The sequence below is a fragment of the Streptomyces sp. TLI_171 genome, from assembly GCF_003610255.1.
Classification (GTDB): Bacteria; Actinomycetota; Actinomycetes; order Streptomycetales; family Streptomycetaceae; genus Kitasatospora.
Window position 1 is genome coordinate 2,654,161 of the sequence record NZ_RAPS01000001.1, and the last position, 20,441, is coordinate 2,674,601.

Below are 20,441 nucleotides of genomic sequence, written 5' to 3' on the forward strand. Positions count from 1 at the left end.
GTGTATACGAGTACTCGAATATTCATGCAACAAGAAGATGGCCGACGCGCGGCCGGGAGCCCACCCTCGGGGCGGGCGGCTCCCGGCCGCGCGTCGGCGTCGTGGCAGCTGCGGTGCGAGCCGCCGAGGTCAGAGCCGGGGGTCGACCGGCTCGGACTCCAGGGCCAGCACCGCGAACACCGCCTCGTGCACCCGCCACAGCGGCTCGCCCGCGGCCAACCGGTCCAGCGACTCCAGGCCGAGCGCGTACTCGCGCAGCGCGAGCGAGCGCTTGTGGCCGAGCGAGCGCTGACGCAGCCGGTCCAGGTGCCGGGTGTAGTCCGGGCCGTAGATGATCCGCAGGTACTCGCGGCCGCGGACCTTCAGCCCCGGCTGGACCAGCCGGCCGGAGCCGTCCCGGTGCAGGGCCTCGACCGGCTTGACCACCATGCCCTCGCCGCCGGCCGCGGTGAGCTCCTCCCACCAGGCGGTGGCGGCGGCCACCGAGGACTCGTCCTCGGTGTCGACCAGCAGCCGCCCGGTGCGGTGCAGCACCGAAGTGGCGCCGTCCGCCGCCGCGGCCGCACGGTCGGCGTCGACCAGGCGGTCGATCAGGTCGAGGTGCTCGGTGTGCGGGCGCAGCGCCAGGTTGGCCCCCTCGGCGGCGAGCAGCTGGAACGGGGCCAGCCGGATGCCGCTGAGGCCCTCGGTGGGCCAGCAGTAGCGCCGGTAGGCCTCGGTGAAGGCCAGCGCGTCGGCGGCGCGCTCCTGCTGGCGGTCCGTCAGCTCCTGCACGTCGAGGCCGCGCCCGGCGGCCAGGGCGAGCGCGTCCAGGGCTGCGGGCAGCGCGGCGCCCGCAGCCGCGCCGACCGCGGCGTACTGACGGCGCAGCAGCTCCACGGCCTTCAGCGACCAGGGCATCAGCTCGGCGTCCAGCAGCAGCCACCCGGTGTCGAGCTCCTCGAACAGGCCGGACCGCTCGGCGGCGGTCCGCAGCCGGTCCAGGATCGCGCCGGTGAGCTGCTCGTCGTTGAGGAACGCACGGCCGGTCCTGGTCCAGATCGCGCCCGGGCCGGGCAGGCCGAAGCGCTTCTCCAGGGCGGTGTCGTCCCGGGCGACCAGCACGACGGCCCGCGAGCCCATGTGCTTCTCCTCGCAGATCACCTGCCGCACCCCGTCGTGCCGGTAGGCGAGGAACGCCTCCTCGGGGTGTTCCAGCCAGCCGTCGCGACGGGAGGTCGGCGACGGCGCCATGGTCGGCGGCAGGTAGGCGAGCAGCCGCGGGTCGAGCGCGAAGCGGCTCATCACCTCCAGCGCCGCGGCGGCGTTCTCCTCCCGGACGGCGACGTTGCCGAGCCGGGCGGTCTCCACCACGCGGCGGCCGGCCACGTCGGCGAGGTCCAGCGGACGGCCCTCCCGGCCGCCCGGCGCGTCGGTGTGCATCGGGCGGACCGGCTCGTACCACTCCTGCTCGGCCGGGACGGAGACCACTTCGCGCTCGGGGTAGCGCAGCGCGGTGAGGCTGCCGCCGAACACGCAGCCGGTGTCCAGGCAGATGGTGTTGTTGAGGAAGCTCGCCACCGGCACCGGGGTGTGGCCGTAGACCACCAGGGCGCGGCCGCGGTACTCCTCGGCCCACGGGTAGCGCACCGGCAGGCCGTACTCGTCGGTCTCACCGGTGGTGTCGCCGTACAGCGCGTGCGAGCGGACCCGGCCGGAGGCCCGGCCGTGGAACTTCTCCGGCAGACCGGCGTGGCAGACCACCAGCGCGCCGCCGTCCAGCAGGTAGTGGCTGACCAGGCCGCGCATGAACTCCCGCACCTCGGCGCGGAACTCCTCGCTCTCGCCGGACAGCTGGTCGATCGACTCCTGCAGGCCGTGCGAGACGGTGACCTTGCGGCCGCCCATCCAGCGGCCCAGCTTGTTCTCGTGGTTGCCGGGGACGCAGAGGGCGTGGCCGGCCGCGACCATGCCCATCACCAGGCGCAGCACGCCCGGGGTGTCCGGGCCGCGGTCGACCAGGTCGCCGACGAAGACCGCGGTGCGGCCCTCCGGGTGCGCGGCGTCGACGGCGCGGCCCTGCTCGTCGCGGGTGGTCGCGTAGCCGAGCCGGCCGAGCAGGGTCTCCAGCTCGGAGCGGCAGCCGTGGATGTCGCCGACGATGTCGAACGGGCCGGTCAGGTGCCGCAGGTCGTTGTACCGCTTCTCCGGGACGATCTCGGCGTGCTCGATCTCCTCGACGCCGCGCAGCACGTGCACCTTGCGGAAGCCCTCGCGTTCCAGCCCGCGCAGCGAGCGGCGCAGGTCGCGCTGGTGACGGGGGATCACGTGGGCGGGCAGCTGCCGGTCCGGTCTGGCCCGGTTGCGTTCGGCGCACACCTCCGCCGGAACGTCCAGCACGATGGCGATCGGCAGCACGTGGTGCTCACGGGCGATCGCGACCAGCGCCCGGCGGGCGTGGTCCTGGACGTTGGTGGCGTCGACCACGGTGAGCCGACCCGCCGCGAGGCGCTTGCCGACGATGTAGTGCAGCAGGTCGAAGGCGTCGGCGGAAGCGGACTGGTCGTTCTCGTCGTCGGCGACCAGGCCCCGGCAGGAGTCGGAGGAGACCACCTCGGTGGGCTTGAAGTGCTTGCGGGCGAAGCTGGACTTGCCCGCGCCGGTGCTGCCGATCAGCACCACCAGCGAGACGTCGGTGACGGGCAGCCGGCGGCCGGCCCGGGCGGGGGTCGTCTCCGGGGTTGCGGTGGTCATCGGTGGGCGCTCCCTTCCGGGGCGGGGTCGTTCGACGGGGTGTCGGTCGGGGTGGACGCCCCGGGTGCGGCCGAGGGTTCGGCGAGGCGGAAGTGGGCGAGCTGGGTGGGCGCGCCGAGCGCCGGGTCGAGCGGGCCGACCGGCTCCACCTCGACGGTGTAGCCGTAGTCGGCGGCGACCTGCTCCGTCCAGGCCGCGAACTCGGCGCGGCTCCACTCGAAGCGGTGGTCGTCGTGGCGCATCCGCCCGGCGGGCAGCGTCTCCCAGTGCACGTTGTACTCGGCGTTCGGCGTGGTGACGACGACCGCGGTGGGCCGGGCCGCGCCGAACACGGCGTACTCCAGCGCGGGCAGCCGGGGCAGGTCGAGGTGCTCGATCACCTCGCACAGCACCGCCGCGTCGTAGCCCTTCAGCCGGGCGTCGGTGTACGTCAGCGCGCCCTGGACCAGCTTGACCCGGGCCGCCTGACGTTCCGACATCCGGTCGAGGTGGAGCTTGCGGGCGGCGATCGTCAGGGCGCGGGAGGAGACGTCGACCCCGAGCACCTCGGTGACCCTCGGCTCCTTGAGCAGCGCGCCGATCAGCTCGCCCTGCCCGCAGCCCAGGTCGAGCACCCGGGCCGCACCGGTGCGGGCCAGGGCGTCGAGGATCGCCGTCCGCCGCTGGGCGGCCAGCGACTCGCCGCGCTTCTCGTCCTCCGCCGGAGTCGCCGCCCCCGCCGGCCCTGACGTGCCGTCGGCCTGGACGGCGACGACCGTGTTCCCGGTGCTGTCGGTGTTCCCGGTGCTGTCGGTGCTGTCGGTGCCGGTCGGGTCGGCGGCGGCCATCTCCGGGGTGTCCGGGGTGTCCGGGACGTCCGGGGTGTCCGGGGTGTCCGGGACGGCGTTGTCGAGTTCCTCCGCCTCGCGGTCGTCGGCCTCGGCCAACCGGGCCAGGGCGAGGCGTTCCATCGCGAGCTTGGTCAGCGACCAGCGGCGGGACAGGTAGCGGCGGGCGATCAGGGCGCGTTCGGGGTGCTCGGCGAGCCAGCCCTGGCCGGCCGCGAGCAGCTTGTCCACCTCGTCGGGCGCGACCCAGTAGTGCTTGGCGCCGTCGAGGACCGGCAGCAGCACGTACAGGTGCTGCAGCGCGTCGGCGAGCCGCAGCGTGCCGGTGAGTTCGAGCCGCACGTACCGGGAGTCGCCCCACTCGGGGAAGGACTCGTCCAGCGGGACGGGCGTCACGCCGACCTGCCAGCCCAGCGGGGCGAACAGGCGCTCCACCAGCGCGGGGCCGTCACCGCCCGCGACCGGGACGGCGGGCAGCGCGATCCGCAACGGCAGGGTGCGCCCGGGCAATTCGGGGCGGTGCGGGCACTCGCCCTTCATCGCGGACCGGTAGACGGTGCGCAGCGCCACCGCGAGCAGCGAGGACGCGGCGTACGGCCGGTCGTTGACGTACTGGGCGAGCGCGAGGTCGGGCGAGCCGGCCCGGCCCTTGCCGCGGCCCTGGCGGAGCAGCGCGGTGGGGTCGACCTCCAGCAACAGGGCGGCGGTGCACGTCTGCTCCCCCGACTCGGGGTAGAAGACGTGAGCCGTGCCGTGCGCGGTGGTGAACCGCTGCACCTTGTCAGGATGCTTGTGCAGCAGAAAGCCCAGGTCGGACGCGGGGTCCTCGGCGGTGCCGGTAGTGGAGATCGATACGAACACCCGGCCGAGTATGACCCGTGGGCCGGTGGTCGGGCACCAGGTTTTGTCCGTCCGGTGAGCGTGTTGGTCAGCCCTCGCCCTGATTGGTTACGGTGCGGGATGTGACTGCTGATACCTCCTCCACCCCCGCAAGCGGCGCGGTGGCCGCCGGTCTGGCGACCATCGCCGCCGACGGCACCGTCCTCGACACCTGGTTCCCCGCGCCCGAGCTGGCTGCCGCTCCGGGCCCGTCCGGCACCGCCCGGCTGAGCGCCGAGGAGGCCGAGAGCCTCATCGGCCCGGGCGCCGCCGAGGCACTGCGCACCGATGCCCGGCGCGGCGTCGAGGTGGTGGCGGTGCGCACCGTCATCTCCTCGCTGGACGAGAAGCCGCTGGACGCGCACGACGTCTACCTGCGCCTGCACCTGCTGTCCGCCCGCCTGGTGCAGCCGCACGGCCAGAACCTGGACGGCATCTTCGGCCTGCTGGCGAACGTCGCCTGGACGTCGATCGGCCCGACCCCGGTCGGCAACGTCGAGCAGGCCCGGCTGGCGGTGCGCTCCCAGGGCGGCCAGCTCGCCCTGTACGGCATCGACAAGTTCCCGCGGATGACCGACTACGTCGCGCCGAGCGGCGTCCGGATCGCCCACGCGGACCGGGTGCGCCTGGGTGCGCACCTGGCCGAGGGCACCACGGTGATGCACGAGGGCTTCGTCAACTTCAACGCCGGCACCCTGGGCACCTCGATGGTCGAGGGCCGGATCAGCGCGGGCGTGGTGGTCGGTGACCACAGCGACATCGGCGGCGGCTCCTCGATCATGGGCACCCTCTCCGGCGGCGGCAAGCAGGTCGTCTCGGTGGGCGAGCGCTGCCTGCTGGGCGCCAACGCGGGCATCGGCATCTCGCTGGGCAACGACTGCGTGGTGGAGGCCGGCCTGTACGTCACCGCCGGCACCCGGGTCACCGCCCCCGACGGCTCGGTGGCCAAGGCGGTGGAGCTGTCCGGCCAGGACAACCTGCTGTTCCGCCGCAACTCGCAGTCGGGCGCGGTCGAGGTGATCGCCCGCTCCGGTTCGTGGGGCGGTCTGAACGCGGACCTGCACTCGCACAACTGACCTCCTGTCAGACGGTGTTGCCCCGGCGGCCGCCCTGCTGCGGCCGCCGGCCCGCGACCACCCGGTGGCCCGTTCCTGCCCGGCGCCGTAGCCGAGCGGGGGCGGGCCTCGCAAACTCGGCTCACCCCTGGGGCTGACCGGGCCCCGCGGTTGGACCTCTACGGGTGGTCCGGGGTGACCGCGCGCGGCGGGGGCTCGTTGGACCGGCGGCGTCGACCCCCGGCGCTTCACACCGCACCACCGAGTTGAAGGGGCCCCCTCATGTCCGAGCCCTGGACCGAGCCGCCCACGCCGGGCACCCCCGCGGGCAGCGCACCCGCCACCCCGAAGTCGCTGCTGGAGCAGATGCAGGAGTTGCTCGCCTCGATCACCACCGACCTGGCCGGCCTCGACTCCGATCTCCGCTCCTCCGCCGCCCGCGGCGGGCAGGACGGCACGGTGGACGGTTCGGCCCGCAGCTGAGCGCAGACCGCCGGGACCGGCGGGCCCAGCGGGACCACGAGCCTCGGCTCCTCCCGCCGGGCCGCACCCGGCGCGACCCCTGCCGCCTTGGTGGCCGAGGCCTCCCCTGAGCCCACCGCCGAGGTCACCGGCCCGCTCACCGACCCGCTCACCGCCGAGGTGACCGCCGCCGGGGTCGTGCCCCGCAGCTCCGCCGTCGAGTTCTCCTCCGGCGGCCCCGCGCCCTCCCGCTCTCCCGCCAGGTTCCGTTGCTGGCGCAGCAGTTCGGCCACCAGGTCGCGGCACTCGGAGCCCGCGTCCAGCCCGTCGATGCAGCTCCAGTACAGGCTCTCGGTGTCCGCGCCGCAGGCGAGCACCACCAGGCTCTCCCGCATCTCGTCGAGCAGCGCGCCGAGTTCGACCAGGACCGGCTCCAACTCCCCCAGTTCGGTGAGCCGTTCGACCAGGGCGGGTCCTGACCACTCGACGAAGCCGCCGGGCGGTTCGCCGAGGCCGGGTTCGGGCGGTTGCCGCAGGCAGCTCGCGGTGTGCGCCCCGGCCTCGCCGAGCAGCTGCCCGAGGGTGGCGAACTCCTCCCCGTCGTGGTCGGCGATCCGGGCGCCGACCGCTTCGGCCAGCAGCCCGGACTGCCAGGCCTCGTGCAGGATGTCGCCCGTCGCCCTGGCCTCGGCCAGGGCGTGCCGGACGGTCTTGATCAGTCGCAGTGCCTCCACGGTGGCGCTCCCGTCGTTTCGCCGCCGCCGTCCGTCGGCGGTCGGTGACGGGACACAGCGTGCCGCCGGCCGGCGGACCGCTCCCAGCGGGTTCGCCACACCTGTGGACAACCCGGCCCTGTGGACAACCGGCCTCACCCGCAGGAGGGAAGACCGGATGACTTCTCAGGCTGCCGGGAATCTCCGCTCGTTGCGTTCGATCTTCTCCGCCAGTGCCCGCAGCGGGTCCACCTCCAGCACGGTGCACAGCTGCAGCAGGTACGCCAGCACGTCCGCGACCTCGTCGCGGACCTGGTGCGCCGTCGTCCCGTCGGCCATCACCGCCGCGGACTGCTCGGGCGTCAACCACTGGAAGATCTCCAGCAGTTCGCCGGCCTCGACGTTCAACGCCGAGGCAAGGTTCTTCGGGGTGTGGAAGGGCTGCCAGCTCCGGGCGGCCGCGAACTCGGCCAGCCGCCGCTGGAGTTCGGGCACCGTCAGGTCGTCGCTCATTCCCCCAGGTCTACCACCGGCGCGTCGTCGCGCGCGCTGCCCTGGACCGGCACCCGGGCGGCCGGGTCGGCGCGGCGCAGCAGGCTGTGGCCGGTGGCCGGATCGCGCCGGCACTCCACCAGCTCGATGCCGTCCAGGGCGAGCGCCGGGCCGGGTTCCTGCAGCGCGGCGAGCAGCCGGATGTCGCCCTTGCCGGTGACCTCGCGGGCCAGCCGCAGCAGCGCGGTGACCTGCTCGGCCGCCAGGCCCGCCCCGAGGTCCTCCGCGAGCAGCACCAACTGACGGTGGGCGTCCGGGACTTCGGCGGCCGGGTCGACGTCGATCACGCCGGCGCCGGTGAGCAGGACGGCCGCGAAGGCGAGCAGTCGCAGCATGCCGTCGGAGGCCTGGTCGGCGCCGGTCCGGCCGAGCACGCCCTCGTCGAAGACGGCGAGCAGCCGCTGGCGGTCGCCCTCGCCGCGCCGGGCCACGTCGAGGCCGAGCAGCGGGTGCGGGGCGGCCGCCTGGACGGCGCGCAGCAGCCGGGCCCAGCGGCGCTGGCACTCCTGCTTGAGCCGGCCGAGGACGGCGGAGATGTTGGCGGCGGTGCCGAGCAGCCTGGCCTCCGGTTCCGGGCGGCCCCAGCCGCGCATCGCGGCGGGCACCGGGTGCAGGGCGAAGACCTCGCGCAGCGCGGTGAGCAGTTGCTCGGACGCGGCCAGCACCTTGCGTTCGCCGTTGGACGATCCGGCCACCCGGAGCGGCAGTTGGGCGGTGATCAGGCTGCCGCTGGGCAGCGGGGCGCGGATGTCGCCCTGCCGGGAGTCGTTGTGCCAGGTGACGTTGACCCGGCCGCGGCCGAGATCCTGCTCGCCGGTCTCCATCAGCGTCCGGCCGTCCAGGGTGAGCCACTCGCGGGCGATCCTGACCCGCTCGTCGGTGCGCACCACCACCTCCAGCCGGATCGTCCCGACGCAGGAGCGCACGGTGCAGCCCAGGATGACCGCGTTGCGCCCGTGCGGCACGCAGCCGGCCAGCCCGCCGCGGACCGGCACGGCGAGCGGGCCGCTCAGCCCGCCGACGCCGTCCAGCGAGGGCCTGATCTCCTCGCCGAGGGCCAGCCGGGAGAGCACGCTCAGCGCGTCCAGCGCATTGGACTTGCCCGCCCCGGACGGCCCGTGCAGCACGGTCAGCGGCGACATCGGGAGGGTGGCGCGCCGGTAGGACTTGAAGGAGGTCAGCCGCAGTTCCTCGACGGTGGGGCGCTTCACCTGCTGGGCGGGCGCGAGTGCGGGCGCGGGAGCGCCGATCGGGCCGGTCGTCGGGGGTGGGGCCACGGGGGCTTCGCTGGTCACTCCGAGCACTCTAGGCCCGCACTGAGCTGCAGAAACGTCCCTCCTGACGCCCTTTCACCCCTTCGAGTCCCAACCGTCCCGGGTCTCGTGCCGGCGTGTCACTCGTAGGCGGTGATCCGTACCGAGCCGGTGACCTCCACCGGTTCCGGCAGCGCGTCCAGGGCGGCGGCCAGCACGGCCGGGTCGGTGTGCCAGGCGCTCGGGCCCATCCCCACCACGGCGGCGGCGTCCGCCCGGGACAGCCGCAGCGCGAACTCCACCTCGGTGCGCTCCACCGGCGTGAACCACGGGCCGAGCTTCTCCTCGATCCGGCGGTCCTTGTCCTCGTCCACCGACAGCAGGCCCAACGCGCCCACCAGCTCGCGCAGATGGCGCGAGGTCGGGGCCGCCACCAGCAGCCGTCCGCCCGGGCGCAGCACCCGGCGCATCTCCGGCCCGTTGCGCGGCGCGAACACGTTCAGCAGCACGTCCGCCGCGCCGTCCCGCAGCGGCAGCGGGCGCCACGCGTCGCACGCCACCGCGCCGATCCTCGGGTGCGCCTTCGCGGCGCGCCGCAGCGCGAACTTGGACAGGTCCAGGGCCGCGCCCGCCGCCCCCGGCCGGGCCTCCAGCACCCGGGCCAGGTAGTGGCCGGTGCCGGCGCCGAGGTCGGCCACCAGACCGCTCTCCGCCGGGGTTCCGGTCGCGGCCGCCGCGAGCGCCCGCTCCAGCAGGCGGTAGTGGCCGGCCGCCAGGAACCCGCTGCGGGCGGCGACCATCTCCGCGGTGTCGGCGGTGCCGGCCTTGGCGTCCCCCGCCAGCAGGCTCACGTAGCCCTGCTTGGCCTGGTCGAAGCTGTGTCCCTCCGGGCAGCGCAGGGTGCGGCCGTCCAGCGCGAGCGGGCGGGCGCAGTGCGGGCAGACCAGGTAGGGCTCGATGTCCTGCAGCAACTCGGTGGTGTCCTCGGGGAATCATCAGGGGCCGGGGGAACGTCGAGGGTATCCCGACCACGGACGCCTCGTCGCTCTCCCGGCCCCTGACCGCGCGTCACCCGGCGGCGGCTCACTCCTCGCCGTCGTCGCCGACTTCCTCCTCCTCCGTCTCGTCGACCACCCACATCGCGAGGCGCTCCGCCACCCCGGTGATGCCGAGCTTGCCCTCCCGGATCGCCCGGGCCAGGCTGCGCACCTCGCGCGCGGTGGTCGCCACCCGGCAGCCGCTCGCCACCAGGTACGCGTAGGCCACGGCGGTGGCGAACAGCTCGTTGTTGCGCTCCAGCGCGGGGACCCGGATCAGCTGGTGCATCAGCGCCGCCGCCCGGTCCTGCGGCTCGGGGTAGACCGCGATGTCGAAGATCTCGGCCTGGTGCCTGGTGATCGCCGCCAGCAGCGATCCGTAGTCGGTGACCTGCGGGTCACCGGGCGTGTACTGCTCGGCGGTCATGAGCAGCCACGAGAGGTCGACCTCAAGTTTCAACGGCGCACGTCCTGGAGTTCGCTGGGCGATCCGAACTCGGCGAGGAACACCGCCTCGTGCTCCTTCATGAACTGGGCCGCCGCGTCGACGAAGTTGCGCCCCGCCTCGCCCATGTCCTGCTGCACCAGCCGTTCGATGTACTGGTTCATGCTGATCCCCTGCTGCTCCGCCCGCTCGCGGGCCATCTCGGCGGTGGTCGCGTCCACCCTGACGTTCAGCTGCTTCTTGGCCATACTTCACGCTAGCGCCGAGGTGCTAGCACAACAAGAGCGCAAACCGGCCGCTCCCCCACTCCCCCACCCTGTCCGCTCACGCCCCCGCGAAAACCGGCCAAGCGTCTCGATCCGGCCGCTACGCCCCGGCGGGCTTGATCACCCTGAACCGTCCCTCCTGCGAACCGGTCCCGGAAACGCCGCACGGGCGCGGGAAGGCTTCCCGCGCCCGTGTGTTGACGGTGTGTCGGCTACGGCTGCGCGACCGGCTCCAGGATGGCCACGCACTCGAAGTGGTGGGTCATCGGGAACAGGTCGAAGGCGCGCAGCGAGACCGGGCGGTAGCCGCCGGTGCGGAAGAAGGCGAGGTCGCGGGAGAGGGCGGCGGGGTCGCAGGCGACGTAGGCGATGCGGCGGGCCTCCAGGGAGCAGATGTGGGCGACGGTGTCGCGGCCGGCGCCGGCCCGGGGCGGGTCGAGGACGATCAGGTCGGTCGAGGTGATGCCGGTGCGGGGCAGCAGGGTCTCGACCTTGTCGCACTCGATCCGGACGTTCTCCAGCGCCGCCAGGTTGTGGCGGGCGTCGGCGACGGCCTGCTTGCCGGACTCGATGCCCAGCACCGCGCCGTCCTCGCCGACGCGTTCGGCGAGCGCGCCCGCGAACAGGCCGACGCCGCAGTACAGGTCGAGCGCGTTCTCGCCCCACTGCGGGTCGAGCCCGGTCAGCACCGCGTCGACCAGCGTGTCCGGGGCCTCCGGGTGGATCTGCCAGAAACCGCCGTTGGAGACCCGCCAGGTGCGCCCGACGGCCCGCTCGCGGACGAAGGTGCGGCCGTGGACGCGGTGGAACAGGTCCTGCTCGTCGATCCGGGCGATCGAGGTCTCCCGGTCGAGTTCGACCAGCGGCAGCTGCTCGCCGGGCCGCGGCCGCAGGATCACCTGCCGGTCCGAGGAGCCGGACGCGGCGATCGCCTCGACGGAGGCGACTCCCGTCCAGTCCCGCGACTCGACGCCGAGCTCGGCGACGCCGGGCGCGGCGATCAGGCAGCGGTCGATCGGCTGGACGTCGTGCGAGCGGTGCTTGCGCAGGCCGGCCGTGCCCTCCTCGTCGACCGCGTACTGCACGCGGGTGCGCCAGGCCGGGACCTCGCCCGCGGGGAGCTTGCCGCCGACCGGCTCCACCGAGCCGTCCCAGCGGGCCTCCTCGGGGGTGAGGCCGGCCAATTTGGCGAGCTGCTCGGTGAGGACCGCGGACTTGAGCTTGCGCTGCCCGCCGGGGCTGACGTGCTGCCAGTCGCAGCCGCCGCAGCGCCCGGGCCCGGAGAACGGGCAGGGCGCCTCGATCCGGTCCTTGGCGGCCTCCAGCACCTCCACCGCGTCGGCCCGCAGGTACCGGGAGGTGGTGGTGCCCTCGGTCACCAGGGCCACCACCCGCTCGCCGGGCAGCGCGTGCCGGACGAACAGCACCCGGCCCTCGTGCCGGGCCACGCAGTGCCCGCCGTGCGCGACCGGCCCGACCTCGACCTCGTAGCGCTCGCCGATCAGCGGGTCCCCGGACGGCTGGCGCATCACGGGCTGGGTGGGCCGCACCGCCTTGGGCGGGCGCACCGCCCCGGGCTTGCGCCCCTGCCGGGCCGGCTTCGCCCCCTTCGCGGCGTCCGGCCCCTTGGCCGCCCCCTCCGCCGTGTTCGCCTTGCCGGCCCGGTCCGTCCGCGGGGTCTTTCCGGGCGCGGCGTTCTTCCCGGGCGCGGCGGTCGCCCGCTTCGCGGCCGGACGCTGCTCGCCCGGCACCGGCGGCAGGCTGCGCGCGGTGTTGCCCTCGCGGTCGGTGGCCTCGGGCCGGCTGGGCCGGCTGCTCCAGCGCGGGTGCGCCACCTGCCCGGGCTTGGCGCCGGACGTGCGGCCGGGGCGGCCCTGGCGACCGGAGGAGCGGGGCGGGTTGTTGCGGGTCACGGGGCGCTTCCTTACGCGAGACGAGCGGCGGGGGCGGAACACGGGCGGGTGGGGGACAGGGTCAAACACGGCGGCCCGTGGCGGACCGGATTCGATCCGCCACGGGCCCATTGAAGGCCATTCGGAGGCCGGACGGGCTGCCCGCTCAGTCGCGCGGCGCGGCGTCCTGACCGCCCGGACCGTCCCCGGTGGACGGCCCGCCGGAGGACCCGGCGGTCGGCTCGGCGGCCGGAACCGTCTGCCGCCGCGGCTCGCCGCGGCGCACCGCGCCGGGCGCGGACCACGCCTTGGGGGCCTTGCGCCGCTCCGAGGACTCCAACTGCCAGGGTACGGAGGTCACCATCACTCCGGGCTTGAACAGCAGACGTCCCTTGAGCCGCAGCGCGCTCTGGTTGTGCAGCAGGTGCTCGTACCAGTGGCCGACCACGTACTCCGGGATGTACACCGCGACCACGTCGCGCGGGCTGGAGCGGCGCAGGTTCTTCACGTACTCCAGGACCGGGCCGGTGACCTCGCGGTACGGCGAGTCGAGGACCTTCAGCGGGACGTCGATGCCGCGCTCGTCCCACTCCTGCCGCAGCGCCGCGGTGTCGACCGGGTCGACGTTGACGGTGACGGCCTCCAGGGTGTGCGCCCGGGCGAGGCGGGCATAGGCGAGGGCGCGCAGGGCGGGCTTGTGCAGCTTGGAGACCAGCACGATGGCGTGCACCCGGGTCGGCGGGGCGACGTCGTCCGGCTCCTCGGCGGCCTTCAGTTCGGTGCTGACCCGGTCGTAGTGGCGGCGGATCGCCTTCATCATCACGAACAGCACCACCATCAGGGCGATGGCGATCCAGGCATGGCTGATCTTGGTGGCGAGCACCACGATCAGCACGGCCATGGTCATCACCAGGCCGAAGGTGTTGATCGCCCGGCTGCGCTGCATGTGGGCGCGCTTCTTCGGGTCGGTCTCGGTCCTCAGCAGCCGGGTCCAGTGCCGGATCATGCCGGACTGGCTCATGTTGAAGGCCACGAAGACGCCGACGATGTACAGCTGGATCAGCCGGTTCGGGTCGGCGCCGAACGCCACGATGAACAGCACCGCCGCGCCGGCCAGCAGCACGATGCCGTTGGAGAAGGCCAGCCGGTCGCCGCGGGTGTGCAGCTGGCGGGGCAGGTAGCGGTCCTGGGCGAGGATCGAGCCGAGCACCGGGAAGCCGTTGAAGGCGGTGTTGGCGGCCAGCACCAGGATCAGGCCGGTGGTGGCCGCGATGAAGTAGAAGCCCGGGGTGAAGTTGGAGAACACCGCCTCGGAGATCTGCGCCAGCACGGTCTTCTGGTGGTAGTCCGCGGGCGCGCCGATCAGCTGCTCGGTCGGGTTCTCCGCCATCTGGGTGCCCGTCAGATGAGCCAGGTAGATGATGCCCATGAACATCGTGACGGCGATGGTCGCCATCATCAGCAGCGTGGTCGCCGCGTTCTTGCTCTTCGGCTTCCGGAACGCCGGCACGCCGTTGGAGATCGCCTCCACACCGGTCAGCGCCGCACAGCCGGAGGAGAACGCCTTCAGCAGCAGGAAGACCAGGGCGAACCCGGCCAGCGAGCTGTTCCCGGGCGTCGACTCCAGGTGGTACGCCGCGCTCTCCGCGGGCATCGACGCCCCGAAGCCGAAGTGCCGCACCAGGCCGTACACCACCATGCCGAGCACGCCGACCATGAAGGCGTACGTCGGGACGGCGAACGCGCTGCCGGACTCCCGCACCCCGCGCAGGTTCATGCCCATCAGCAGGATGACCAGGAACACCGACAGGGCCATCTCGTGCCCGCGCAGCGCGGGCACCGCGGACACCACGTTGGCCACGCCGGAGGTCGTCGACACCGCCACCGTGAGGATGTAGTCGACCATCAGCGCACTCGCCACCACCAGGCCGGAGTTCGGCCCGTGGTTGACGGTGGCGACCTCGTAGTCGCCACCGCCGCTCGGGTACGCGTGGACGTTCTGCCGGTACGAGGCGACCACCGCGAGCATCACGACGGCGACCACGAGGCCGATCTGCCACGAGAAGTGGATCGCCGACGCGCCGGCCAGCGACAGCGTGAGCAGGATCTCCTCGGGCGCGTACGCGACGGAGGAGAGCGCGTCCGAGGCGAACACCGGCAGCGCGATCCGCTTGGGGAGCAGCGTCTCCCCCAGCTTGTCGCTGCGCAGCGCACGCCCGATCAGGATGCGTTTCGGTAGGTCAGCAGGCATAGGCACAGCAAGGAATCGTAAGGGCTACCGGTGGCACCCGATGCCTCGCGGGGCCACCTTGCTCGCGACTGTGTTCGGCGGACCGGCTAGCGTGTCGGAATAAGGGTTAGCGGGCAACACCGAGTTGCCCCTCGCGTCGGATCACAGGCGCGGCCGACAGGTGGCCCCCGAAATCGGGGGCACGGAAGGACGATGAGCGGTGTTTACGCAGGTCATGACCCCAACGGACCGGGTGAGGTAGGCGCGTGCACATCGTCATCATGGGCTGCGGACGCGTCGGCTCCGCCCTGGCCAGAACGCTCGAGAAACAAGGCCATTCGGTCGCGGTCATCGACCAGGACCCGACCGCCTTCCGCCGGCTCGGCGCGGGCTTCAACGGCCGCCGGGTCACCGGCGTCGGCTTCGACCAGGACACCCTGAAGGAAGCGGGCATCGAGGAGGCCGGCGCGTTCGCCGCCGTCTCCAGCGGTGACAACTCGAACATCATCGCGGCCCGGGTGGCCCGCGAGAACTTCGGCGTCGAGCACGTCGCGGCCCGCATCTACGACCCGCGCCGCGCCGAGGTCTACCAGCGGCTGGGCATCCCGACCGTCGCCACCGTCCGCTGGACCGCCGACCAGATGCTGCGCCGGCTGCTGCCGAGCGGCGCCGAGCCGGTCTGGCAGGACCCGTCGGGCGCCGTCCAGCTCGCCGAGGTCGCGTTCGCCCCCGCCTGGATCGGCCACCGGCTGTCCGACCTGGAGGCCGCCGCCGGGGTCAGGGTGGCGTTCGTCACCCGGGTCGGCGAGGGCGTGCTGCCCACCGCGCAGATGGTGGTGCAGGAAGGCGACCTGGTGCACGTGATGCTGCGCCGCAACGAACTGACCGCGGTCGAGGCGGCCTTCGCCAAGGGCCCCGAGGAGGCTGGTCACTGATGCGCGTCGCAATCGCCGGAGCCGGTGCCGTCGGCCGTTCCATCGCCGGAGAGCTGCTGGAGAACGGCCACGAGGTCCTGCTGATCGACAAGAACCCCAACTCCATCTCGGTGGAGCGGGTCCCGCTGGCGGAGTGGCTGCTCGCCGACGCCTGCGAGATCACCTCGCTGGACGAGGCCGCGCTGCAGCGCTGCCACGTGGTGATCGCCGCCACCGGTGACGACAAGGTCAACCTGGTGGTGTCGCTGCTCGCCAAGACCGAGTACGGGGTGCCCCGGGTGGTCGCCCGGGTGAACAACCCGAAGAACGAGTGGCTCTACAACGAGTCCTGGGGCGTGGACGTCGCGGTCTCCACCCCGCGCCTGATGTCGGCGCTGGTCGAGGAGGCGGTGAGCGTCGGCGACCTGGTCCGCCTGATGCGCTTCTCGCAGGGCAACGCCAACCTGGTCGAGCTCACCCTGGCCGCCGACACCGACCTGGTCGGCACCCGGGTCGGCGACGTGGCCTGGCCGGTGGACACCGCGCTGGTCACCATCATCCGCGAGGGCCGGGTGCTGGTCCCCGGCGGCAACGACACCCTGGAGGCCGGCGACGAGCTGCTGTTCGTCGCCGCCCAGGAGCGCGAGGAGGAGCTGGAGACGCTGCTGGCCGGCTGATCCCGCACCACGCAGAAGGGCCCGCGCTTCCCGCGCGGGCCCTTCGTCGTCACTTCTCCGGCTCGTCCGGGTCCTCGTCGTCGAAGACCGCCTTGATCGGCGGCGGCGCCGTCAGCAGGATCTGCCAGGTGACGTACATCGCCAGCAGCAGCGGCGGGATGCCGAGCGCGACCTTGACCCAGCCCAGCAGGTTGACGTTGTGGGTGAAGTACAGCGGGAACAGGATCGCCGGCTTGAGACCCATGATCACCACCCAGGCCCAGGTCGCCTTGGTGTACGCGGCCAGCCGGCCCGGGTTCTGCTTGCGCCAGGTGAACATCTCACCGGTGATCGGGCCGAGCATCAGGCCGATCATCGGCCAGCGCACCAGCGCGGACACCGCCAGGGCCGCGCAGTAGCCGACGCTCCACAGCAGGCCCGGCAGGTAGAAGTCCTCGGCCTTGCCGGTCTTCATCGCGAACCAGGCGCTGATCGCCACGCCGAACACGCCCGAGAAGGCGTGCTTCAGGGTCTCCCGCCGCAGCAGCCGGGCCACCACCAGCACCGCGCACAGGCCGAGCGCCGCCCAGGCGGACGCCGCCACCTTGTGGGTGATGTTGAAGGTGATGATGTACACCAGGCCGGGCAGCGTGATGTCGACCATCCCGCGGACCCCGCCGAAGGCGCTCATCACCGTGTCGGCCGCCTCCCGGGAGGCGTCCCGCTCGTCGTCCTGCGGGTCGTTCGCGGTCACCCGAATCGCCTCGTTGCTCACGCGGACTCGCTCCCGTGTCCCACCGGACGCAGCTCGTAGCGGGGGTTGAAGAGCACGCGGCGCCCGCGTGCATGGCTGATCCGGCCGCTGGCGATCAGGCGCCGGCCCGGCTCGATTCCCACGATCGAGCGACGGCCCAGCCACACCACGTCCAGCGCCTCCGTCCCGTCGAACAGCTCGGCCTCCAGCGCGGGGACCCCCGCGCGCGGGCGGAGCGTGACGGTGCGCAGGGTGCCGGTGACGGTGACCACCTCGCGGTCGCCGCAGGAGGCGATCGGGGTACAGCCCGCCTCGGCGGTGTCCTGCCGCAGCTCCTCGGCCTCCAGCTCCTCCGAGGAGGAGGTCAGCCGGCTCAGCATGCGGCGGAAACGGCCCTGCGGCTGGTCGCCGATGTTGTCACCACTCATGCCGGAAGGGTACCGGTTCGCCGGGACCCGACGGCAGAGCCACAGGTCCGCCGCCGCCGGTCGGTCACGGCTCGAAGCGGTAGCCCATGCCGGGTTCGGTGATGAAGTGCCGCGGGTGCGAGGGGTCGGCCTCCAGCTTCCGGCGCAGCTGCGCCAGGTAGACCCGCAGGTAGTTGGTCTCCTTGCGGTAGGCGGGCCCCCACACCTCCTGCAGCAGCTGGGTCTGGCTGACCAGCCGGCCGGAGTTGCGCACCAGCACCTCCAGCAGGTGCCACTCGGTGGGGGTGAGCCGGACGTCCGCGCCCTGCCGGTTGACCTTCTTCGCGGCCAGGTCGACGGTGAAGCTGTCGGTGGCGATCACCGACTCGCCCTCGGCGGTGACCGGCTCGGCCCGGCGGACGGCGGCGCGCATCCGGGCGAGCAGCTCGTCCATGCCGAACGGCTTGGTGACGTAGTCGTCGGCGCCGGCGTCCAGCGCCTCGACCTTCTCGTCCGAGGCGTGCCGGGCGGACAGCACGATGATCGGCACCCTGGTCCAGCCGCGCAGGCCGCGGATCACCTCGACGCCGTCCATGTCGGGCAGGCCCAGGTCGAGCACCACCACGTCGGGGTGCCGGGCGGCGGCCAGCTCCAGGGCGCTCGCGCCGTCGTGCGCGGCGTCCACCTCGTACTTGCGGGCCTTGAGGTTGATCACCAGGGCGCGGACGATCTGCGGTTCGTCGTCCACCACCAGGACCCGGGTCATGCGGGACCGGCCTTTCCGTTGTCGGTGTGCTCGTGCAGGTCCACGGCGGGCAGCGACACCACCATGGTCAGTCCGCCGCCGGGGGTGTCCTCGGCGGTGACGGCGCCGCCCATCGCCTCGGCGAAGCCGCGCGCCACGGCCAGGCCGAGGCCCACGCCGGTGCCGCGCGGGGCGTCGCCGTAGCGCTGGAAGGGGGCGAAGATCCGCTCCCGGGCCTCCTCGGGGACGCCGGGGCCGCGGTCGACGACGCGCAGCTCGACCCGGCCGGCCGACGGCAGCAGGTCCGCCTTCACCAGCACGGGGGTACCGGCCGGACCGTACTTGACGGCGTTCTCCACCAGGTTGGCCAGCACCCGCTCCAGCAGCCCCGCGTCGGCCCGCACCATCGGCAGCGACTCGGCGACGTCCAGCCGGACGCTGCCGGGCGGGACGCCGCCGAGCGCGAACGGCACCACCTCGTCCAGATCGGTGGGCTGCAGCAGCGGCGTGACGGTGCCGGTCTGCAGGCGGCTCATGTCCAGCAGGTTGTTGATCAGGTGATCGAGCCGGTCCGCGCCGGACTCGATGCCGGCCAGCAGTTCGGCCTCGTCCTCCGGATCCCACTCGACGTCCTCCGCGCGCAGCGAGGTGACCGAGGCCTTGATCCCGGCCAGCGGGGTGCGCAGGTCGTGCGAGACGGCGGCGAGCAGCGCGGTGCGGATCCGGTTGCCCTCGGCCTCCCGGCGGGCGGCCGCGGCCTCCCCGGCCAGCCGGCGGCGCTCCAGCAGGACGGCGGCCTGGTTGGCGAACGCGCCCAGCATCCGGCGGTCCTCGGCGGGCAGCACCCGGCCGCGCAGCACCAGCGCCAGCCGCTCGCCGACCGGCACGTCCACGTCGGCCTGCTCGGGCCCGGCCGGCGGACGAGGGCCGGCCGACGCGGCGGCCTGCCACGGACCGTGCGGGTCGGTGCGCTCCAGCAGCGCCACCGCCTCCTGCTGGAAGGTCTCCCGGACCTGCTCCAGCAGGGCCGTCAACACGCCCTCCCCCGTGGGCGCGCCGCGCAGCACCGTGCCGGCCAGCGCGGACAGGGTCTGCGCCTCGGCCTGGGCGCGGGCCGCCTGGTGGCTGCGCCGGGCGGCCAGGTCGACCACGGTGGCGACCGCGATGCCGACCGCGGCGAAGATCGCCACCGCCACGATGTTCTGCGGCTCCGCGATGGTGAAGGTGTGGATGGGCGGCGCGAAGTAGTAGTTGAGCGCCGAGGAGGACACCAGCGCGGACGCTATGGCCGGGAACAGCCCGCCGACCAGCGCCGCGCACACCGTCAGCGACAGGAACAGCAGCATGTCGGTGGGCAGGCCCGGGCCGTCGAACCGGCTGAGCGCCAGCGCCAGCAGCGGCGGCCCGGCCACGCCGATCAGCCAGCCCGCCACCGTCCTGGTCCGGCCCAGGTCGGTGACCTTGCGGATCGGGATCCGGCCGCGGCCGCGCGCCGCGTGCTCGTGGTTGACCATGTGGACGTCGATGTCACCGGAGTCCCGGGTCACGGTGTAGCCGACGCCCGGCCCGTACAGGTACTGCCAGACCTTGCGGCGGCTGGTGCCGATCACGATCTGGGTGGCGTTCACCCCGCGCGCGAAGTCCAGCAGCCCGGCCGCCGGGTCGTCGCCGAGCACGCTGTGGAAGGTGCCGCCGAGGCTCTCCACCAGGGCGCGCTGCTCGATCAGCGCCTGCGGGGAGGAGCCGGACAGCCCGTCGGAGCGCGAGATGTGCACGGCCAGCAGCTCGCCGGCGCTCGCCCGGGCCGCGATCCTGGCGGCCCGGCGGATCAGCGTGGCGCCCTCCGGGCCGCCGGTCAGGCCGACCACGATCCGCTCGCGGGCCTGCCAGGTGCCCTGGATGCCCTGCTCGGCCCGGTAGCGCTGCAGGTACTCGTCGACCCGGTCGGCCGTCCACAGCAGCGCCAGTTCGCGCAGCGCCGTCAGGTTGCCGGGCCGGAAGTAGTGCGCGAGCGCCGCGTCCACCTTCTCCGGGGCGTACACGTTGCCGTGCGCCAGCCGGCGGCGCAGCGCCTGCGGGGACATGTCGACCAGCTCGATCTGGTCGGCGCGGCGCACCACCTCGTCCGGGACGGTCTCCCGCTGCCGGACGCCGGTGATGCCCTCGACCACGTCGCCGAGGGACTCCAGGTGCTGGATGTTGACGGTGGAGATGACGTCGATCCCGGCCGCCAGCAGTTCCTCCACGTCCTGCCAGCGCTTGGCGTTGCGCGAGCCCGGCACGTTGGTGTGGGCCAGCTCGTCGACCAGCGCCACGGCCGGGTCGCGCGCCAGCAGGGCGTCCAGGTCGAGCTCGGTGAACTCGGCGCCGCGGTACGCCAGGGTGCGGCGCGGGACGGCCTCCAGGCCGTCCAGCAGTTCGGCGGTGCGGGCCCGGCCGTGGGTCTCGACGAAGGCGACCACCACGTCCGCGCCGCGGGCGGTGCGGCGGTGCGCCTCGGCGAGCATGGCGTAGGTCTTGCCGACGCCCGGGGCCGCCCCGAGGTAGATCCGCAGTCTGCCGCGGGCCGAGTGCACCATGGCTCCGAGACTAAGCCCTCTGATCGCAATATCCGCTGATCA

At 73.5% G+C, this 20,441-nt stretch carries 17 protein-coding genes; 3 read left to right on the top strand and 14 right to left on the bottom strand.

Translation table 11 applies throughout. The annotated features are described in order from the left end of the window. Positions 1–129: 129 nt before the first annotated feature. Together BX266_RS12030 and BX266_RS12035 are read right to left on the bottom strand one after the other, a co-directional pair. Entirely contained in the window at positions 130–2,733 is a 2,604-nt protein-coding gene (locus BX266_RS12030; protein WP_099899244.1) for a polynucleotide kinase-phosphatase, read from the bottom strand. After that, entirely contained in the window at positions 2,730–4,421 is a 1,692-nt protein-coding gene (locus BX266_RS12035; RefSeq protein ID WP_099899246.1) for a 3' terminal RNA ribose 2'-O-methyltransferase Hen1, read from the bottom strand. The genes BX266_RS12030 and BX266_RS12035 overlap by 4 nt, the downstream gene beginning before the upstream one ends. Positions 4,422–4,522: 101 nt before the next feature. Here BX266_RS12035 and dapD point away from each other — a divergent pair, with 101 nt between their 5' ends. Beyond that, positions 4,523–5,515 carry a 2,3,4,5-tetrahydropyridine-2,6-dicarboxylate N-succinyltransferase gene (dapD, locus tag BX266_RS12040; RefSeq protein ID WP_099899248.1) on the top strand — a complete coding sequence of 331 codons (993 nt, stop codon included), beginning with the start codon at positions 4,523–4,525 and terminating at the stop codon, positions 5,513–5,515. Positions 5,516–5,742: 227 nt separating this feature from the next. Here the strand turns inward: dapD and BX266_RS40825 are convergent, their stop codons facing one another. From BX266_RS40825 to BX266_RS12085, 8 genes are all read right to left on the bottom strand, one after another. Further along, the gene (locus BX266_RS40825; protein WP_180290464.1) at positions 5,743–6,690 is read right to left on the bottom strand and encodes a DUF6099 family protein; all 948 of its coding nucleotides are present in this window, start codon (positions 6,688–6,690) and stop codon (positions 5,743–5,745) included. 165 nt (positions 6,691–6,855) lie between these two features. After that, a complete protein-coding gene (locus BX266_RS12055; protein ID WP_099899254.1) occupies positions 6,856–7,182 on the bottom strand; it encodes a nucleotide pyrophosphohydrolase in 327 nt (108 codons plus the stop codon). Then, on the bottom strand, positions 7,179–8,516 hold the full coding sequence (locus tag BX266_RS12060) for an AAA family ATPase (RefSeq protein WP_143686913.1): 1,338 nt from the start codon (positions 8,514–8,516) through the stop codon (positions 7,179–7,181). The genes BX266_RS12055 and BX266_RS12060 overlap by 4 nt, the downstream gene beginning before the upstream one ends. A gap of 98 nt (positions 8,517–8,614) precedes the next feature. After that, complete coding sequence (locus tag BX266_RS12065; protein WP_099899258.1) at positions 8,615–9,445, bottom strand: putative RNA methyltransferase; 831 nt, start codon at positions 9,443–9,445, stop codon at positions 8,615–8,617. 112 nt (positions 9,446–9,557) lie between these two features. Beyond that, positions 9,558–9,971, bottom strand: coding sequence for a fic family toxin-antitoxin system, toxin component (locus tag BX266_RS12070; RefSeq protein WP_099899260.1), 414 nt, complete (start codon positions 9,969–9,971; stop codon positions 9,558–9,560). Then, positions 9,968–10,204: a toxin-antitoxin system HicB family antitoxin gene (locus BX266_RS12075; protein WP_014135783.1), complete on the bottom strand. Its 237-nt coding sequence runs from the start codon at positions 10,202–10,204 to the stop codon at positions 9,968–9,970. Before BX266_RS12075 ends, BX266_RS12070 begins: the two co-directional genes overlap by 4 nt. Before the next feature lie 230 nt (positions 10,205–10,434). Continuing rightward, entirely contained in the window at positions 10,435–11,751 is a 1,317-nt protein-coding gene (locus tag BX266_RS12080) for a class I SAM-dependent RNA methyltransferase (RefSeq protein WP_099907730.1), read from the bottom strand. A gap of 529 nt (positions 11,752–12,280) precedes the next feature. Beyond that, positions 12,281–14,365 (bottom strand): APC family permease, encoded by a 2,085-nt coding sequence (locus BX266_RS12085; protein ID WP_099899262.1) that lies wholly within the window; start codon positions 14,363–14,365, stop codon positions 12,281–12,283. A gap of 245 nt (positions 14,366–14,610) precedes the next feature. On the opposite strand from BX266_RS12085, the gene BX266_RS12090 reads away from it, so the two are divergent. Together BX266_RS12090 and BX266_RS12095 are read left to right on the top strand one after the other, a co-directional pair. Beyond that, positions 14,611–15,279 (top strand): TrkA family potassium uptake protein, encoded by a 669-nt coding sequence (locus tag BX266_RS12090; protein WP_099899263.1) that lies wholly within the window; start codon positions 14,611–14,613, stop codon positions 15,277–15,279. Further along, complete coding sequence (locus BX266_RS12095) at positions 15,279–15,935, top strand: TrkA family potassium uptake protein (RefSeq protein ID WP_099899265.1); 657 nt, start codon at positions 15,279–15,281, stop codon at positions 15,933–15,935. The genes BX266_RS12090 and BX266_RS12095 overlap by 1 nt, the downstream gene beginning before the upstream one ends. A 49-nt stretch (positions 15,936–15,984) precedes the next feature. Here BX266_RS12095 and BX266_RS12100 read toward each other — a convergent pair whose 3' ends face one another. The 4 genes from BX266_RS12100 to BX266_RS12115 form a co-directional block, all read right to left on the bottom strand. Further along, the gene (locus tag BX266_RS12100) at positions 15,985–16,689 is read right to left on the bottom strand and encodes a DUF3159 domain-containing protein (protein ID WP_180290465.1); all 705 of its coding nucleotides are present in this window, start codon (positions 16,687–16,689) and stop codon (positions 15,985–15,987) included. Further along, positions 16,686–17,096, bottom strand: a complete 411-nt coding sequence (locus BX266_RS12105; RefSeq protein ID WP_099899267.1) for an OB-fold nucleic acid binding domain-containing protein — start codon at positions 17,094–17,096, stop codon at positions 16,686–16,688. Before BX266_RS12105 ends, BX266_RS12100 begins: the two co-directional genes overlap by 4 nt. Before the next feature lie 64 nt (positions 17,097–17,160). Then, positions 17,161–17,841, bottom strand: a complete 681-nt coding sequence (locus BX266_RS12110) for a response regulator (RefSeq protein WP_099899269.1) — start codon at positions 17,839–17,841, stop codon at positions 17,161–17,163. Beyond that, positions 17,838–20,399, bottom strand: coding sequence for a sensor histidine kinase KdpD (locus BX266_RS12115; RefSeq protein ID WP_099899271.1), 2,562 nt, complete (start codon positions 20,397–20,399; stop codon positions 17,838–17,840). Before BX266_RS12115 ends, BX266_RS12110 begins: the two co-directional genes overlap by 4 nt. Positions 20,400–20,441: the final 42 nt, after the last annotated feature.

Bases quoted from the DNA above. Each gene is read 5' to 3' on its own strand.
- BX266_RS12030 (WP_099899244.1), bottom strand. From the start codon at position 2,733: ATGACCACCGCAACCCCGGAGACGACCCCCGCCCGGGCCGGCCGCCGG.
- BX266_RS12055 (WP_099899254.1), bottom strand. From the start codon at position 7,182: ATGAGCGACGACCTGACGGTGCCCGAACTCCAGCGGCGGCTGGCCGAG.
- BX266_RS12075 (WP_014135783.1), bottom strand. From the start codon at position 10,204: ATGGCCAAGAAGCAGCTGAACGTCAGGGTGGACGCGACCACCGCCGAG.
- BX266_RS12080 (WP_099907730.1), bottom strand. From the start codon at position 11,751: ATGCGCCAGCCGTCCGGGGACCCGCTGATCGGCGAGCGCTACGAGGTC.
- BX266_RS12085 (WP_099899262.1), bottom strand. From the start codon at position 14,365: ATGCCTGCTGACCTACCGAAACGCATCCTGATCGGGCGTGCGCTGCGC.
- BX266_RS12095 (WP_099899265.1), top strand. From the start codon at position 15,279: ATGCGCGTCGCAATCGCCGGAGCCGGTGCCGTCGGCCGTTCCATCGCC.
- BX266_RS12105 (WP_099899267.1), bottom strand. From the start codon at position 17,096: ATGAGTGGTGACAACATCGGCGACCAGCCGCAGGGCCGTTTCCGCCGC.
- BX266_RS12110 (WP_099899269.1), bottom strand. From the start codon at position 17,841: ATGACCCGGGTCCTGGTGGTGGACGACGAACCGCAGATCGTCCGCGCC.
- BX266_RS12115 (WP_099899271.1), bottom strand. From the start codon at position 20,399: ATGGTGCACTCGGCCCGCGGCAGACTGCGGATCTACCTCGGGGCGGCC.